The 15,155-nt window shown below is 61.6% G+C and carries 14 protein-coding genes; 5 read left to right on the top strand and 9 right to left on the bottom strand.

Annotation, left to right across the window (positions count from 1 at the left end; genetic code table 11):
• Positions 1-46 precede the first annotated feature (46 nt).
• Both AC07OJ_RS11565 and AC07OJ_RS11560 read left to right on the top strand, forming a co-directional pair.
• On the top strand, positions 47-961 hold the full coding sequence (locus tag AC07OJ_RS11565; RefSeq protein ID WP_495094711.1) for a FecR family protein: 915 nt from the start codon (positions 47-49) through the stop codon (positions 959-961).
• A gap of 3 nt (positions 962-964) precedes the next feature.
• Entirely contained in the window at positions 965-3,244 is a 2,280-nt protein-coding gene (locus AC07OJ_RS11560) for a CHASE2 domain-containing protein (RefSeq protein WP_495094566.1), read from the top strand.
• Positions 3,245-3,426: 182 nt separating this feature from the next.
• On the opposite strand, the gene AC07OJ_RS11555 is transcribed toward AC07OJ_RS11560, so the two are convergent.
• From AC07OJ_RS11555 to glyQ, 4 genes are all read right to left on the bottom strand, one after another.
• Entirely contained in the window at positions 3,427-4,197 is a 771-nt protein-coding gene (locus AC07OJ_RS11555; protein WP_495094565.1) for a lysophospholipid acyltransferase family protein, read from the bottom strand.
• 82 nt (positions 4,198-4,279) lie between these two features.
• Positions 4,280-4,819, bottom strand: coding sequence for a D-glycero-beta-D-manno-heptose 1,7-bisphosphate 7-phosphatase (gene gmhB / locus AC07OJ_RS11550; RefSeq protein ID WP_174245652.1), 540 nt, complete (start codon positions 4,817-4,819; stop codon positions 4,280-4,282).
• Positions 4,819-6,873: a glycine--tRNA ligase subunit beta gene (gene glyS, locus AC07OJ_RS11545; RefSeq protein WP_065902707.1), complete on the bottom strand. Its 2,055-nt coding sequence runs from the start codon at positions 6,871-6,873 to the stop codon at positions 4,819-4,821. Before glyS ends, gmhB begins: the two co-directional genes overlap by 1 nt.
• On the bottom strand, positions 6,870-7,823 hold the full coding sequence (gene glyQ / locus AC07OJ_RS11540; RefSeq protein WP_003187265.1) for a glycine--tRNA ligase subunit alpha: 954 nt from the start codon (positions 7,821-7,823) through the stop codon (positions 6,870-6,872). Before glyQ ends, glyS begins: the two co-directional genes overlap by 4 nt.
• An 81-nt stretch (positions 7,824-7,904) precedes the next feature.
• Here glyQ and AC07OJ_RS11535 point away from each other — a divergent pair, with 81 nt between their 5' ends.
• Both AC07OJ_RS11535 and AC07OJ_RS11530 read left to right on the top strand, forming a co-directional pair.
• Positions 7,905-8,462, top strand: coding sequence for a DNA-3-methyladenine glycosylase I (locus tag AC07OJ_RS11535; RefSeq protein ID WP_065902709.1), 558 nt, complete (start codon positions 7,905-7,907; stop codon positions 8,460-8,462).
• A gap of 40 nt (positions 8,463-8,502) precedes the next feature.
• Entirely contained in the window at positions 8,503-9,390 is an 888-nt protein-coding gene (locus tag AC07OJ_RS11530) for a lysophospholipid acyltransferase (RefSeq protein WP_065902711.1), read from the top strand.
• A 129-nt stretch (positions 9,391-9,519) separates the two neighbouring features.
• Here AC07OJ_RS11530 and AC07OJ_RS11525 read toward each other — a convergent pair whose 3' ends face one another.
• The 5 genes from AC07OJ_RS11525 to def all read right to left on the bottom strand — a co-directional run bounded on the left by AC07OJ_RS11525 (position 9,520) and on the right by def (position 14,200).
• On the bottom strand, positions 9,520-9,831 hold the full coding sequence (locus tag AC07OJ_RS11525) for a tetratricopeptide repeat protein (protein WP_495094564.1): 312 nt from the start codon (positions 9,829-9,831) through the stop codon (positions 9,520-9,522).
• 136 nt (positions 9,832-9,967) lie between these two features.
• A complete protein-coding gene (gene trkA / locus AC07OJ_RS11520; protein ID WP_065902713.1) occupies positions 9,968-11,341 on the bottom strand; it encodes a Trk system potassium transporter TrkA in 1,374 nt (457 codons plus the stop codon).
• 22 nt (positions 11,342-11,363) lie between these two features.
• Positions 11,364-12,674 (bottom strand): 16S rRNA (cytosine(967)-C(5))-methyltransferase RsmB, encoded by a 1,311-nt coding sequence (gene rsmB / locus AC07OJ_RS11515; protein ID WP_201146228.1) that lies wholly within the window; start codon positions 12,672-12,674, stop codon positions 11,364-11,366.
• Positions 12,671-13,624, bottom strand: coding sequence for a methionyl-tRNA formyltransferase (gene fmt / locus AC07OJ_RS11510; RefSeq protein ID WP_495094563.1), 954 nt, complete (start codon positions 13,622-13,624; stop codon positions 12,671-12,673). Before fmt ends, rsmB begins: the two co-directional genes overlap by 4 nt.
• Positions 13,625-13,693: 69 nt before the next feature.
• Positions 13,694-14,200, bottom strand: a complete 507-nt coding sequence (gene def, locus AC07OJ_RS11505; RefSeq protein ID WP_053127413.1) for a peptide deformylase — start codon at positions 14,198-14,200, stop codon at positions 13,694-13,696.
• Between the two features lie 135 nt (positions 14,201-14,335).
• Here def and AC07OJ_RS11500 point away from each other — a divergent pair, with 135 nt between their 5' ends.
• Positions 14,336-15,112 (top strand): peptidoglycan-binding protein, encoded by a 777-nt coding sequence (locus AC07OJ_RS11500; protein WP_201146230.1) that lies wholly within the window; start codon positions 14,336-14,338, stop codon positions 15,110-15,112.
• Positions 15,113-15,155: the final 43 nt, after the last annotated feature.

Below are 15,155 nucleotides of genomic sequence, written 5' to 3'. Positions count from 1 at the left end.
TGGAACCTGGACATTGATGAGAACCATGACGCTTTCCCCCCATTCAATGCTTCGCGCCCTTCCCTCCCTGTTGATCCTGGCGGTAGGGGTTGCGGGTGCATCGGCCAAAGCGCGGCCGGCCTATATCGATGACCACACCCTGTGCCGTGCGCAGCCGTTGCCGGCTGTTGTCCAGCACCTGACCGGGGAAGCCTGGAAGCTCGATGTAGGCGGCAAGGTGACGCCTTTGCAGGAGGGCATGACCATTGATGAGCAAGAGGGGGTGAGAACATCCGCTGCGGCATTTGTCAGCCTGTTGCTCGGCGACGGTTCTCGGGTGGTGCTGCCGTCCAGTTCCCAGGTGCGCCTGCACCTCGACGAGAAGCAGTTGATCCCCCAAGTGATGCTCGAACAAGGCCAGGCCGAAGCGTATGTGATCAAGCGGGCCACCGATTATGATCGCTTCCAGATCGTCACGCCGGTGGGCGTGCTGGGGGTACGTGGCACCCATTTTCGAGTGCGCGACGATGGTGAGCAATCGGTGCTCGAAGTACTCGACGGCCAGGTCGCAGTCAGCCGTGACAGCAAGGCTGGCGCGTCTGACAGCGAAGTAAAAGTCGGCGCGCGACAAGGGCTGCTGTTCAAGAAACAAGGCGAGCTTGAGCCGTTAGCGTTGCTGCCCGCGCCGAAACTCATTGGCCAGGACGGGCAGAAAGGCGACGCGCCCGTCTGGCGTCTCTACCTGCGGCCATTGGCGGGCGCGCAACGTTATCGCGCCCAGGTGGCGACTGATAAAGCCTTCATGAACATCAAGCAGGAAAACTTCTCCAGTGAGCCGAAAATGAGCTTCAATGGGCTCAAGGCGTCGTTTTATCACGTGCGTTTGTCGGCGTATGACGCCCACGGACTGGAAGGAGAAACCGGGGTCTATGACATTTTCTACTACCCGCCCGCCGCGCAGGCGCAGGCTACCGGTGGCTGACCGATGATGCTCTGGGGCAAGCCCGAGAAACGCCAGCCCACCCACGCCCAGCGCTTGTTCCATGGCCTGGTCCGCGAGTGGCTGTGGATCGGTTTACTGCTGCTGCCGATCACGGCCTATCTGTCATTGAGCCCCGGCCTTGCCTTGAACAACCCGTTGTATGACAGCCTGCGTCGGCTGACCCCACTGCCGGTGGACCCGCGTATTTTGCTGGTGACGATTGACGATCAAAGCCTGAAAAAGCTCGGTCAATGGCCTTGGCCGCGCAGTTTGCACGCCGACCTCATCGACCGCCTGAATGCCGCACAACCCGCCGGTATCCTGTTTGATGTGATCTTCAGCGAGCCCGGCAACCCCGTTAATGACAAACGCCTGGCTGATGCCGTGTGCAACGCCGGTAACGTGTTGTTGCCACTGTTGCGCGATAGCACCGCCAGCTACAGCCGGCCAGGCGAGCAAATGTCCGCGCTGCTGAAATGCGCCAGGGGCGTGGGCCATATCAACGTGGAAGCCGACAACGACGGCGTGGTGCGCAGCTTGTATATGCGCGAGGGCCCACCGGATGCTGCCGTTGCGCAGTTGGCATGGCTGGCCTATGAGATGAGCGGTGAGAAGTCGCCGATGCCGGGAGAGGCACGCGAGCCGATCGATCAACACTGGCACCGGGAGCATGCCATTCGCATCCCGTTCATTGCGCCGCACACGCATTTCCCTAGTGTGTCCTACGTCAGTGTATTAAACGGTGAGGTGCCTCCCGAGCAACTGCGCGACCGTCTGATTCTCGTTGGCGCCACGGCCTCCGGAATGGGCGATCGATTCGTCACGCCCCTCTCCTCCACCGTTGGCACCACGGCCGGCGTAGAGATCCAGGCCAATGTGCTCAATGGATTGCTGCAAGGGCGAAGCATCGTTGACGTGCCCGCATGGCTGGCGGCAACCCTGGCGACGTCGTTGGTCGCATTGTTGCTGGGATTGCTGCTGTACCGCCCGCGCTATGCGCTATGGATGACCCTGGGCTGCATGGTCACGGCGTTGTTCGGTGCCTGGGCGCTGCTGCGCCTGGGCCACTGGTGGTCGCCGGCGGCCTGCTTGATTGGTTTGTTACTGAGCTACCTGATCTGGAACTGGCGGCGCCTGAGCGCGATCCTCGCCTATTTCGGCTGGGAGCTGGCGCGGCTGGATAACGAGCCCAAAGTGCTGCCCGAGCGCCGGCGCGCGCCCGCCAGCCATGGCGATGTGTTGCAGGGGCGTATCTTCGCGCTGGAGCAAGCCGTGAGCCGCACGCGAGATACGCGGCGCTTTATGGCCGATGGCCTGGAGTGCTTACCGGTAGCCACTCTGATTACCGACCCCGGCGGCAATATTTTGCTGGCAAATCGCATTGCCCGTGAGGTGTTTGGCAATGACCTGGTCAACGAAAACCTCATCGAACAACTCGCCGACCTCGGTTATCCACCGCTGCACAATGGTGTGCGCCCTGCCCTGTCCGCACTCGAACTCATCGAGTTCCGAGATATCCGCCAGCGTAGCCTGCGCATGGAGCTGGCCCCCTTGTTGCCGGCTGAAGGTGACGTCGCATTGGGTTGGCTGCTGAGCCTGACGGACCTGAGCAAGGAACGCGATGCCCAGCAGCATCGCGAGACCATGCTGCGCTTCCTGTCCCATGACCTGCGCGCGCCGCACTCGGCGATCCTCGCGTTGCTGGATGTGCACAACGGCGAGTCACCGGTATTCGCCCAGATCGAGCAGCAGGTACGACGCGCCTTGAGCCTTACCGAGTCGTACGTACAGCTGGCGAAAGCCGAGGCTGATGGCTATCAATTCCAGCCGACCCTGTTCGCGATGCTGGTAATGGATGCCTTCGACCAAGTCGCGTTGATCGCCCAGCTCAAGGGCATTCACTTGGTGCACGACCTGGATGAAGCCGATGAGGGCATGGTGTGGGCCGATCAATCGTTGCTCACGCGCGCGTTGTTCAACGTGCTGGAGAACGCGATCAAGTACTCCCCGTCCGGTACCACCGTCCGGCTGAGTCACGCCACTGTGCAAGGTTGGTTGGAATGCCGCATCAGCGACCAGGGGCCGGGGATCGCTGCGCAAGATTTACCGGAGTTGTTCAGCCAGTACCGACGCTTCGATTCCGCGCAGGGCAGTGAAGGCCTGGGGCTGGGCCTGACCATGGTCAAAGCCGTTCTCGAGCGTCATGGAGGGCGGATCAGTTGCGAAAGCGTGGTCGGTAAAGGCACCACGTTCAGCCTGCAGCTGCCGCTGTGGGAAGAGTGAGAAAACCCACTTTCCTGCTGTGCATAAAAAACCGGTCCCAGGGACCGGTTTTTTTCTGCGAGAAAAACTTATGCACCTTTTCCGCTATTTTATGAGCTTGGGAAATATGTAAGTAAATCAGCTTCTTATAAGTCAAAAAGACCCATTCGCCAACAAACCGTACACAGGTTATCCACAGATGCTCATACCACCGGTGTGTCGACCACAACCGGCTCTGGCGGCAGCGAACCCATGGCCCGCTGCTGCGCTTCATTCCAGGCCGCAGCACGGTCATTCAGCGCGGCAATGGCGCGCGGGCCTTCACCTTCTGCATACATCGGTTCGCCAATCACTACGGTGATGGTGCCCTCACGCTTGGCCCAGCCGGTTTTTGGCCAGTACTTGCCGGCGTTATGCGCAATCGGCAAGACCGGCAAATGGGCGTTGACTGCCAACGCGGTACCACCGCGTGAGAACTTGCCTACGCTGCCGTAGGGCACGCGGGTACCCTCGGGGAAGATCAACACCCACACGCCGTCCTTGAGCAGCTCGTCGCCCTTCTTGGCCACGTGCTTGAGCGCCGCCTTGGGGTTGTCACGGTCAATCGCGATGGGACGCAACATGGCCATGGCCCAGCCGAAGAACGGCACGTACAGCAGCTCACGCTTGAGCACCTGGCTCAGGGGCGAGAAGTACGCCGAGAGAAAGAACGTCTCCCAGGTGCTCTGGTGGTTCGACAGAATCACGCACGGCTGGTCCGGCACGTTTTCGGCGCCCTTCACCTCGAAACGGATATTGAGGAACACCTTGGTCAGCCACAACGCGCAGCGGCACCAATAGACGTTGATAAAACGATAGCGCGCCTTGAACGGCAGGAAAGGCGCGATAAAAAAGCTCAGGGTGCACCAGAGGAAAGAACTGGTGCCCAACAGCAGGTAAAAGAAAAAGGTTCTGATGGCCTGCAAAATCGACATGGCGGCATTTACCGTTGCGGGACAACGCCCGCCTGTTAAAAGCGCACTCCCGAACGGTCCTTGGTCAGGAAGTCGAGGGCGGCTAGTTGTTGATAAGTTCTGCGGCAACCGCCGCCAGATCGTCAAAAATCAAGGTGCCTACCGGCAGGTTTTTCGCCTGGGTCTTTTCGCCTTTCCCGGTCTTAACCAAAACTGGCTGAGAGTCGACGGCTTTGGCCGCCTCCAGGTCACCGAGGCTGTCCCCGACGAACCATAGCCCAGCCAAGGGCACCTTGTAATGTTCTGCAATGGTTTTCAACATGCCAGGCTTGGGTTTGCGGCAATCGCAGCCCTCATCCGGCCCGTGGGGGCAGTACACCACCAGTCCCACCTCACCGCCCTGCTCGGCCACCAACGTGCGCAAGCGCGCGTGCATGGCGTCCAGGGTGGCGATGTCGTAGTAACCGCGGGCGATGCCGGACTGGTTGGTGGCGATGGCCACCGTCCAGCCGGCTTTGCTCAACTGCGCGATGGCCTCGATCGAGCCGGGCAGTGGAATCCACTCCGCCACCGACTTGATGTAAGCGTCGGAGTCGTAATTGATCACCCCGTCCCGATCGAGAATCAGCAGTTTCAACATGATCAGCCCAGTACGGAAATGTCGGCGATATTGATGAACAGGCCACGCAGACGCGCCAGCATGGCGTAGCGGTTTTTGCGTACACCCGCGTCTTCGGCATTGATCATCACCGCTTCAAAGAACGCATCCACCGGCTCACGCAAGGTGGCCAGGCGCGCCAGGGCTTCGGCGTAGTTGCGTTCGGCGATCAGCGGCTTCACCGCGTTTTCTGCCTTGGCAATGGCCGAGTTCAGCGAGAACTCCTTGGCATCGGCAAACAGGCCAGGGTCGACATCGGCGTTGCCCAGGCCTTCGGCCTTGCTCAGCAGGTTCGACACGCGCTTGTTCACGGCGGCCAGGGCATCGGCCTCAGGCAGTTTGCGGAAGGCCTGCACGGCTTGTACGCGTTGGTCGAAGTCCAGTGCCGAACCCGGCTGCAGGGCACGTACCGACAGGTACACCGAGACATCCACGCCTTCGTCTTCGTAACGCGCACGCAGGCGGTCGAACACGAACTCCAGCACTTGCTCGGCCAGGCCGGCCTGCTTGACCTTGCCGCCGAACTGGCCGACCGCGAACACCACGGCCTGGGTCAGGTCGAGGTCCAGCTTCTTGTCGATCAGGATACGCAGCACGCCCAGGGCCGCACGGCGCAGGGCATACGGGTCTTTGCTGCCGGTAGGCAACATGCCGATACCGAAGATACCCACGAGGGTGTCCAGCTTGTCGGCGATCGCCACGGCTGCACCGGTCAGGGTGGTCGGCAGTTCAGCGCCGGCACCGCGCGGCATGTACTGCTCGTTCAATGCCAGGGCGACATCGTCCGGCTCGCCGTCGTTGAGGGCGTAGTAGTAGCCGGCAACACCTTGCATCTCCGGGAACTCGCCGACCATCTCGGTGGCCAGGTCGCACTTGGACAGCAAGCCTGCACGCGCAGCCCAGGCAGCATCCCCACCAATGCGTGGCGCGATGTAGGCGGCCAGCTTGGAAACGCGCACGGCTTTGTCGTAGACGCTGCCGAGTTTTTCCTGGAACACCACGTTTTGCAGGCGCAGGTTGAAGTCTTCGAGCTTCTGCTTTTTGTCTTGCTTGAAGAAGAACTCGGCGTCGGTCAGGCGCGGGCGCACGACTTTCTCGTTACCGGCGATGATCTGTTGTGGGTCCTTGCTCTCGATGTTGGCCACGGTGATAAAGCGCGGCAGCAACTTGCCATCCACGTCCAGCAGGCAGAAGTACTTCTGGTTGTCCTGCATGGTGGTGATCAACGCTTCTTGCGGCACGTCGAGGAAACGCTCTTCGAACGAGCACACCAGCGGCACTGGCCATTCAACCAGCGCGGTCACTTCGTCGAGCAGGCTTGGCGGCACGATGGCGGTGCCTTCCTGCAGGCGGGCCAGCTCTTCGGTGCGCTTGCTGATCAGCTCGCGACGCTCGTTGGCATCGGCCAGCACGTAGGCTGCACGCAAGTCGTCGAGGTAGTTGGCCGGCGAGGTGATGCGCACGCTCTGCGGATGGTGGAAGCGGTGACCACGGGAATCACGGCCGGCCTTCTGGGCAAGGAGCGTGCAGTCGATGACCTGGTCACCGAGCAGCATCACCAGCCATTGGGTCGGACGCACGAACTCTTCCTTTCGCGCGCCCCAGCGCATGCGCTTGGGGATCGGCAGGTCGTTCAGGGAATCTTCCACGATGGTCGGCAACAGGCTGGCCGTTGGCTTGCCCTTGATGACCTGGCTGAAACGCAGTTTCGGGCCGCTTTGATCGATTTCGCTCAGCTCGACGCCACACTTCTTGGCAAAACCCAGGGCCGCTTGGGTCGGGTTGCCGTCAGCATCGAAAGCGGCCTGGCGCGGCGGGCCGTCCAGGTTGATGTTACGGTCGGGCTGCTGGGTTTCCAGCGCGGTCAGCAAAACGGCCAGGCGACGTGGCGCGGCGTAGACTTTTTTCGCTTCAAACTTCAGGCCAGCGCTGTGCAGGCCTTTTTCGATACCGGCCAGGAATGCGTCGGCCAGGGTATTGAGTGCCTTGGGTGGCAGCTCTTCGGTGCCCAGTTCAACCAGGAAATCTTGAGCACTCATTGTGCAGCCTCCAGCTTAGCCAACACTTCATCACGCAAATCCGGGGTAGCCATCGGGAAGCCCAGCTTGGCGCGAGCCAGCAGGTAGGCTTGAGCGACGGAACGCGCCAGGGTGCGCACACGCAGGATGTATTGCTGGCGCGCGGTTACCGAGATGGCACGGCGAGCATCCAGCAGGTTGAAGGTATGGGACGCCTTCAACACCATTTCATAGCTCGGCAACGGCAGCGGCTGGTCGAGTTCGATCAGGCGCTTGGCTTCGCTTTCATAGAAGTCGAACAGTTCGAACAGCTTGTCGACGTTGGCGTGTTCGAAGTTGTAGGTGGACTGCTCCACTTCGTTCTGGTGGAACACGTCGCCGTAGGTGACTTTGCCGAACGGGCCATCAGCCCACACCAGGTCGTAGACCGAATCCACGCCTTGCAGGTACATGGCCAGGCGCTCGAGACCGTAGGTGATCTCGCCGGTCACCGGGTAGCACTCGATGCCGCCCGCTTGCTGGAAGTAGGTGAACTGGGTCACTTCCATGCCGTTGAGCCAGACTTCCCAACCCAGGCCCCAGGCGCCGAGGGTTGGCGATTCCCAGTTGTCTTCGACGAAACGGATGTCGTGGACCAGCGGGTCCAGGCCGACATGTTTCAACGAGCCCAGGTACAGTTCCTGGAAGTTGTCCGGGTTCGGCTTCAGGACTACCTGGAACTGGTAGTAGTGCTGCAGACGGTTCGGGTTTTCGCCGTAGCGGCCGTCAGTCGGGCGACGACTGGGCTGCACATAAGCGGCGTTCCAGGTTTCCGGGCCGATGGCCCGCAGGAAGGTAGCGGTGTGGAAAGTGCCGGCGCCTACTTCCATATCGTAGGGCTGAAGTACCACACAACCTTGCTCGGCCCAGTATTGCTGGAGGGCGAGGATCAAGTCTTGGAAGGTACGCACGGCTGGCGTAGGCTGGCTCACGAAATTCACCTGTTACTTGGGCTGCGATTTAAAGAGCGGGAGTATACCCGATTCGGCCCTGCCACCACTCCCTGGAGCCTTATGCCACGCTGCTTTTGGTGTTCTGAAGATCCGCTGTACATGGCTTATCACGATCAAGAGTGGGGAACGCCGCTGCGCGATGCGCAGGGTTTGTTCGAGTTGCTTTTGCTCGAAGGGTTCCAGGCGGGCCTGTCCTGGATCACCGTTTTACGCAAACGCGAGCATTATCGAAAGGTCTTGTTCGGCTTTGATGCCCAGCGCCTGGCACAGCTGACCGATGCAGAAATCGAAGCGCTGATGCTCGACCCGGGCATCGTGCGCAATCGCCTCAAGCTCAACGCCACCCGACGCAATGCCGCTGCCTGGCTGGCGCTGGAGGACCCCGTGGAGTTTCTGTGGTCGTTTGTGGGCGGCGTGCCCAAGGTCAATCATTTCAAGGACCGCAGCCAGGTCCCGGCCATTACGCCGGAGGCTGAGGCCATGAGCCGCGCCCTGAAAAAAGCCGGGTTCACCTTCGTCGGCCCGACTATCTGTTACGCGTTCATGCAGGCCTCGGGCATGGTCATGGACCACACTCAGGATTGCGACCGTTACGCGGACTTGGCCAACGCCGGTTAGAATGGCCGCTTTGCGCACCACACACGATCAGGAGTGACCTGTGGAAAAGTTTAAAGGCGCCTTGCTGGTAGGCGCTCTTCGGTTGTTTGCTCTATTGCCCTGGCGCGCGGTTCAAGCGGTCGGCACGGCGATTGGCTGGATCATGTGGAAGACCCCCAACCGCTCTCGCGACACGGTGCGGATCAACCTCTCCAAATGCTTCCCCGAGATGGACCCGGTCGAGCGCGAACGCCTGGTCGGTCGCAGCTTGATGGACATCGGCAAGTCGCTGACCGAAAGCGCCTGCGCCTGGATCTGGCCGGCACAGCGCTCCATCGACCTGGTGCGCGAAGTCGAAGGCCTGGAAGTGCTGCATGAAGCCCTGGCCTCGGGCAAGGGCGTGGTCGGTATCACCAGCCACCTGGGCAACTGGGAGGTGTTGAACCACTTCTATTGCAGCCAGTGCAAACCGATCATCTTTTACCGTCCGCCCAAGCTCAAGGCCGTGGACGAATTGCTGCGCAAACAGCGCGTGCAATTGGGTAACCGCGTGGCGGCCTCCACCAAGGAAGGCATCCTCAGTGTGATCAAGGAAGTGCGCAAAGGCGGCCAGGTGGGCATCCCTGCCGACCCGGAGCCGGCGGAGTCGGCCGGTATCTTCGTACCGTTTTTCGCCACCCAGGCCCTGACCAGCAAGTTCGTGCCAAACATGCTCGCGGGCCACAAGGCCGTCGGCGTGTTCCTGCATGCCCTGCGGCTGCCGGACGGCTCGGGTTACAAGGTGATCTTGGAAGCGGCGCCGGAAGACATGTACAGCACCGACACTGCCACCTCCTGCGCGGCGATGAGCAAGGTGGTGGAGCGTTATGTCGGCGCCTACCCGAGCCAGTACATGTGGAGCATGAAGCGCTTCAAGAAACGCCCGCCGGGCGAGGCGCGGTGGTATTGATGTACCTCGATCTGTAGACCCATGCAGATCCAGTGTGGGAGCTGGCTTGCCTGCGATGCAGGCAACTCGGTCCTTCAGTTACACCGAGGTGATGCCATCGCAGGCAAGCCAGCTCCCACAGGAATCTCTTCAGGCTTGGCGGTCGAGTTTCTTCAGGAACACCGTCATCTCTTTCTCGGCCTGCTTGTCGTCATGGGCCTGGGCCGCTTCGATCCCCTTCTCCCACGCCAGCCGCGCTGCGGCACTGTCACCGTTGGCCTGATGGGCCTTGCCCAACAACTTCCACGCCGCCGAATACTTCGGGTCAAACTCGACGCACTTATGCAGATGCTCCGCCGCCTTGGCGTTGTCCTTCAAGTCCAGATACCCCTTGCCCAAGCCAAAGCGTAGCAATGAGTTATCCACACCCTTGGCGAGCATTTTTTCCAGGGATTCGAGCATGGCTGTGCATCCTTTAGCTAGGTCGGGTTTTCAATAACGCCCTCGCGGGCAAACCCGCTTCCATAACAGGAACAGGATCTCCTGTGGGAGCGGGCTTGCCCGCGATGAGGGCGGCAGGATCAGCTGAATATGCTGATCAGAAAAAGCTCAGCCCCACGTGGAACAACTTCTCCACATCACGGATATGTTTCTTGTCCACCAGGAACAGGATCACATGGTCACCCGTGGCGATCACCGTGTCGTCGTGGGCAATGATCACTTCTTCGTCGCGAATGATCGCACCAATGGTGGTACCCGGCGGCAGGCCGATATCGCGGATGGCCTTGCCGATCACCTTGCTCGATTTCGCATCGCCGTGGGCAATCGCCTCGATGGCTTCCGCCGCGCCACGGCGCAGGGAGTGCACGCTGACGATATCGCCCCGGCGCACGTGGGCAAGCAAGGTGCCGATGGTCGCCAGCTGCGGGCTGATGGCGATGTCGATATCGCCGCCCTGGATCAGGTCGACATAGGCCGGGTTGTTGATGATGGTCATCACCTTCTTGGCGCCCAATCGCTTGGCCAGCAAGGACGACATGATGTTGGCCTCGTCATCGTTGGTCAGCGCCAGGAAAATATCGGCGTCGGCGATGTTCTCCTCCATCAGCAGGTCACGGTCCGAGGCGCTGCCTTGGAGGACGACGGTGCTGTCGAGGGTGTCGGACAAGTGCCGGCAGCGTGCAGGATTCATCTCGATGATCTTGACCTGATAGCGGCTCTCGATGGCTTCGGCCAGGCGCTCGCCAATCTGTCCGCCACCGGCGATGACGATGCGTTTGTAGGTCTCGTCCAGCCGGCGCATTTCGCTCATCACCGCACGAATATTGGCTTTGGCAGCGATGAAAAATACTTCGTCGTCGGCCTCGATCACGGTGTCGCCCTGGGGCAGGATCGGTCGGTCGCGGCGGAAGATCGCCGCCACGCGGGTTTCCACATTCGGCATGTGTTCACGCAGCTGGCGCAATTGCTGGCCCACCAACGGACCGCCGTAGTAGGCCTTCACCGCCACCAGTTGGGCCTTCCCCTCGGCGAAGTCGATCACCTGCAAGGCCCCGGGAATTTCGATCAGGCGCTTGATGTAGTGGGTCACCACCTGTTCCGGGCTGATCAGCACGTCCACTGGAATCGCGTCGTTGTCGAAAAGCCCGGCACGGGTCAGGTAAGCCGCCTCACGCACGCGGGCGATTTTGGTCGGGGTGTGGAACAGGGTGTGGGCGACCTGGCAGGCGACCATATTGGTCTCGTCGCTGTTGGTCACCGCAACCAGCATGTCGGCGTCGTCGGCACCGGCCTGGCGCAGCACTGTCGGAAATGACGCGCGGCCCTGCACGGTGCGGATGTCCAGGCGGTCGCCAAGGTTGCGCAGGCGTTCGGCATCGGTGTCGACCACAGTGATGTCGTTGGCTTCACTGGCCAAATGCTCGGCCAGCGTGCCACCGACCTGCCCTGCCCCAAGGATGATGATTTTCATCCGGTCACTCCCTTAAACCCATTCAGCCGCGTGCGGCGGCAATCTTGATCAGTTTGGCGTAATAGAAGCCGTCGTGTCCGCCTTCCTGTGCAAGCAATTGGCGACCATGGGGCTGCTTGATGCCGGCGGCCGTGGCGAGATCGAGCTCACGCGCACCGCTGGTACGGGCGAGGAAGGCTTGGATCACCTCGGTGTTTTCGGTGGGCAAGGTCGAGCAGGTGGCGTAGAGCAGGATGCCGCCGACTTCAAGGGTCGGCCACAGTGCGTCGAGCAACTCGCCTTGCAGCACGGCCAGGGCGGCGATGTCGTCGGGTTGGCGGGTCAGCTTGATGTCCGGGTGGCGACGGATCACACCGGTGGCGGAACAGGGGGCGTCGAGCAGAATGCGCTGGAACGGCTTGCCATCCCACCAGGTGGCGGTGTCGCGGCCGTCGGCGGCGATCAGCTCGGCACTCAGGCCCAGGCGTGCGAGGTTTTCCCGCACGCGCACCAGGCGCTTGGCTTCCAGGTCGACGGCGACCACACCGGCGAGGTCTTTTTCGACCTCAAGAATGTGACAAGTCTTACCGCCAGGCGCGCAGCAGGCGTCCAGCACGCGCTGGCCGGGGGCCAGGTCGAGCAGGTCGGCGGCCAATTGCGCGGCTTCGTCCTGCACGCTGATCCAGCCTTCGGCAAAGCCCGGCAGGCTGCGCACATCGGTGGCGGCGTCGAGCACAATGCCGTCGACGCTGTACACGCAGGCAGTAGCGCCAATGCCCGCGTCCGCCAGCAGTTGCAGGTAGCTGTCCCGGTGGTGATGGCGACGGTTGACCCGCAGGATCATCGGCGGGTGTGCATTGTTGGCCGCGCAAATGGCTTCCCATTGCTCGGGCCAGAAGGCTTTCAGGGACTTTTGCAGCCAGCGCGGGTGGGCGGTGCGCACCACCGGGTCATGCTCCAGCTCGGCCAGCAGTGCTTCGCTTTCACGCTGGGCGCGGCGCAGTACGGCATTGAGCAGTGCCTTGGCCCAGGGCTTTTTCAGTTTATCGGCGCAACCGACGGTTTCGCCGATGGCCGCGTGGGCCGGCACGCGGGTGTAGAGCAACTGGTAGAGGCCCACCAGCAGCAACGCTTCGACATCGGCATCCGCCGCCTTGAAGGGCTTTTGCAGCAGCTTGGCCGCCAGCGCCGACAAGCGCGGCTGCCAGCGGGCAGTGCCGAAGGCGAGGTCCTGGGTGAAGCCACGGTCGCGGTCGTCGACCTTATCCAGCTGCGTGGGCAACGAACTGTTCAGCGAAGCCTTGCCGTTGAGGACGGCGGCGAGAGCCTTGGCGGCGGCCAGACGCGGATTCATTGCGCGACCACCCCGAGAAGCGTGCCCAGGGCAAATTTCTCACGACGGCTGTTGAACAAATCGCTGAAATTCAGCGCCTTGCCCCCGGGCAATTGCAGACGAGTCAGGCACAGCGCCTGCTCACCACAGGCAACCAGCAGGCCGTCCTTGCTGGCGCCGATGATTTCACCAGGAGCGCCATTACCGTCGGCCAGGGTGGCGGCCAATACCTTCAGGGCTTCGCCATTGAGGCTGCTGTGGCAGATCGGCCACGGGTTGAACGCGCGCACCAGGCGCTCCAGCTCCACGGCCGGGCGGTTCCAGTCGATGCGCGCCTCGTCCTTGTTCAGCTTGTGGGCGTAGGTGGCCAGGCTGTCGTCCTGCACTTCGCCTTCCAGGGTACCGGCGGCGAGCCCGGCGATGGCCTGGATCACGGCAGGCGGGCCCAGTTCGGCCAGGCGGTCGTGCAGGCTGCCGCCAGTGTCTTCGGCGGTGATTGGGGTGGTGACTTTGAGCAGCATCGGGCCGGTGTCAAGGCCAGCCTCCATGCGCATCACGGTGACGCCGCTTTCACGGTCACCGGCTTCCACGGCGCGTTGGATCGGCGCCGCACCGCGCCAGCGTGGCAGCAGCGACGCATGGCTGTTGATGCAACCCAGGCGTGGGATATCCAGCACCGCTTGCGGCAGGATCAGGCCATAAGCGACCACGACCAGCAAATCCGGCTGCAGCGCGGCCAGTTCGGCCTGGGCCTCGGCATTGCGCAGGGTCGGCGGTTGCAGCACAGGAATGTTGTGCTCGAGCGCCAGTTGCTTGACCGGGCTCGGCATCAGTTTTTGCCCGCGACCGGCCGGGCGATCCGGCTGGGTGTACACCGCGACGATGTCATAGGGGCTGGCAAGCAGCGCCTTGAGGTGTTCGGCGGCGAATTCGGGGGTGCCGGCAAAAACAATGCGCATTGGCTCGGTCATGGGAGGTCTCGGTTAAAAGCAGTCACAAAAGAAAAAGGCTTGCCGCAGCAAGCCTTTGGAAGAAGGGCATCAAGCTTGCTGGCGATGCTTTTTTTCCAGCTTCTTCTTGATCCGGTCACGTTTGAGCGTGGACAGGTAATCGACAAACAGCTTGCCGTTGAGGTGGTCGCATTCGTGCTGGATGCAGACTGCCAGCAGGCCTTCGGCAATCAGCTCGAACGGCTTGCCGTCGCGGTCCAGGGCCTTGATCTTCACGCGCAGCGGGCGTTCGACGTTCTCGTAGAACTCCGGCACCGACAGGCAGCCTTCCTGGTATTCGCCCATCTCGTCGGTCAGCGGTTCGAACTCGGGATTGATGTAAACCCTCGGTTCGCTGCGGTCTTCCGACAGGTCCATGACCACGACGCGCTGATGCACGTTGACCTGGGTCGCGGCGAGGCCGATGCCCGGGGCTTCATACATTGTTTCAAACATGTCATCGACCAACTGACGAACCTTGTCGTCCACTACGGCCACCGGTTTGGCGATCGTGCGCAGGCGCGAGTCGGGGAATTCGAGGATGTTCAAAATAGCCATAAGCGTAATTGCTGCACATGTGAGGTAGAGGCAAATCGGCGTTGGGATGGACCCAGACAGCCGGTGTGAAAGGCTCGCAAGCCGCGAAGGCTATGGCATTTCACGCGAACGCACATAATAAAGGAGATTCACCCCATGAGGAAATCGCTACTCGTCTTGCTGCTGTGGGCCCCGCTTGCCATGGCCCTGCTTCCTGCACCCGTCCAGCGCCTGGATCCGCCGGCCTATCAGGCTATCCAGCGCTTTTTGTTGCACAACCGCATTCTTGATTCGCCCACCGACCTGGACACCGCGCCCTACATTGTCGCCGCCGGCAACGGCCGGGTATTGGGCGCCCATGACGAGCACGTGCATGCCCGGGGCGACCTGGATCCTGCCCAGCCGGGTTATGCAATCGTGCGACGCGGCAAGGCTTACACCGATCCGCACACCCAGGAGCTGCTGGGTATCAACGCCGATGACATCGGCACCGCACAATTTGTAACCGCAGGTGATCTCACCACCCTCGCCGTGCATCGGGTCACCCAGGAGGTCCGGCCTGGCGATCGCTTGCTGCGCGTCCAACCTGCCATCGATCCGGCCAACTTTGGCGCATCCCGGTCGGCGCCGTTCATTGCGGGACAGATCATCGATATTCCCAGGGGCGTGACCCAGATCGGCGTGCTGGATGCCGTCACCCTGAACAAAGGCCGCCGTGACGGTGTGGTCGAAGGCCAACTGCTGACATTGATCAAGGCCGGCGCGACCGTGCGCGACACCCTGACTGGCGCACCGGTCACGCTACCGGACGAACGCGCCGGCACGCTGTTGGTGTTTCGCACCTATGAAAAGCTCAGCTATGGCCTGGTGCTCAGCGCTTCCCGACCCCTGGCCGTAATGGATCGTTTCGAGAGTGCTGATCAAACGCAATAAATAGCCTGCTAAATAAGTTACCAACAGAGTTATCCACAGCTTG

It is taken from the genome of Pseudomonas sp. GW821-FHT09C08, assembly GCF_059418125.1.
This window is presented reverse-complemented; position numbering and strand designations above follow the sequence as displayed.

Bases quoted from the DNA above. Each gene is read 5' to 3' on its own strand.
- trkA (WP_065902713.1), bottom strand. From the start codon at position 11,341: ATGAAAATCATCATCCTTGGGGCAGGGCAGGTCGGTGGCACGCTGGCC.
- AC07OJ_RS11535 (WP_065902709.1), top strand. From the start codon at position 7,905: ATGCCACGCTGCTTTTGGTGTTCTGAAGATCCGCTGTACATGGCTTAT.
- AC07OJ_RS11525 (WP_495094564.1), bottom strand. From the start codon at position 9,831: ATGCTCGAATCCCTGGAAAAAATGCTCGCCAAGGGTGTGGATAACTCA.
- AC07OJ_RS11500 (WP_201146230.1), top strand. From the start codon at position 14,336: ATGAGGAAATCGCTACTCGTCTTGCTGCTGTGGGCCCCGCTTGCCATG.
- AC07OJ_RS11560 (WP_495094566.1), top strand. From the start codon at position 965: ATGATGCTCTGGGGCAAGCCCGAGAAACGCCAGCCCACCCACGCCCAG.
- AC07OJ_RS11555 (WP_495094565.1), bottom strand. From the start codon at position 4,197: ATGTCGATTTTGCAGGCCATCAGAACCTTTTTCTTTTACCTGCTGTTG.
- rsmB (WP_201146228.1), bottom strand. From the start codon at position 12,674: ATGAATCCGCGTCTGGCCGCCGCCAAGGCTCTCGCCGCCGTCCTCAAC.
- glyS (WP_065902707.1), bottom strand. From the start codon at position 6,873: ATGAGTGCTCAAGATTTCCTGGTTGAACTGGGCACCGAAGAGCTGCCA.
- def (WP_053127413.1), bottom strand. From the start codon at position 14,200: ATGGCTATTTTGAACATCCTCGAATTCCCCGACTCGCGCCTGCGCACG.
- AC07OJ_RS11565 (WP_495094711.1), top strand. From the start codon at position 47: ATGCTTCGCGCCCTTCCCTCCCTGTTGATCCTGGCGGTAGGGGTTGCG.
- fmt (WP_495094563.1), bottom strand. From the start codon at position 13,624: ATGACCGAGCCAATGCGCATTGTTTTTGCCGGCACCCCCGAATTCGCC.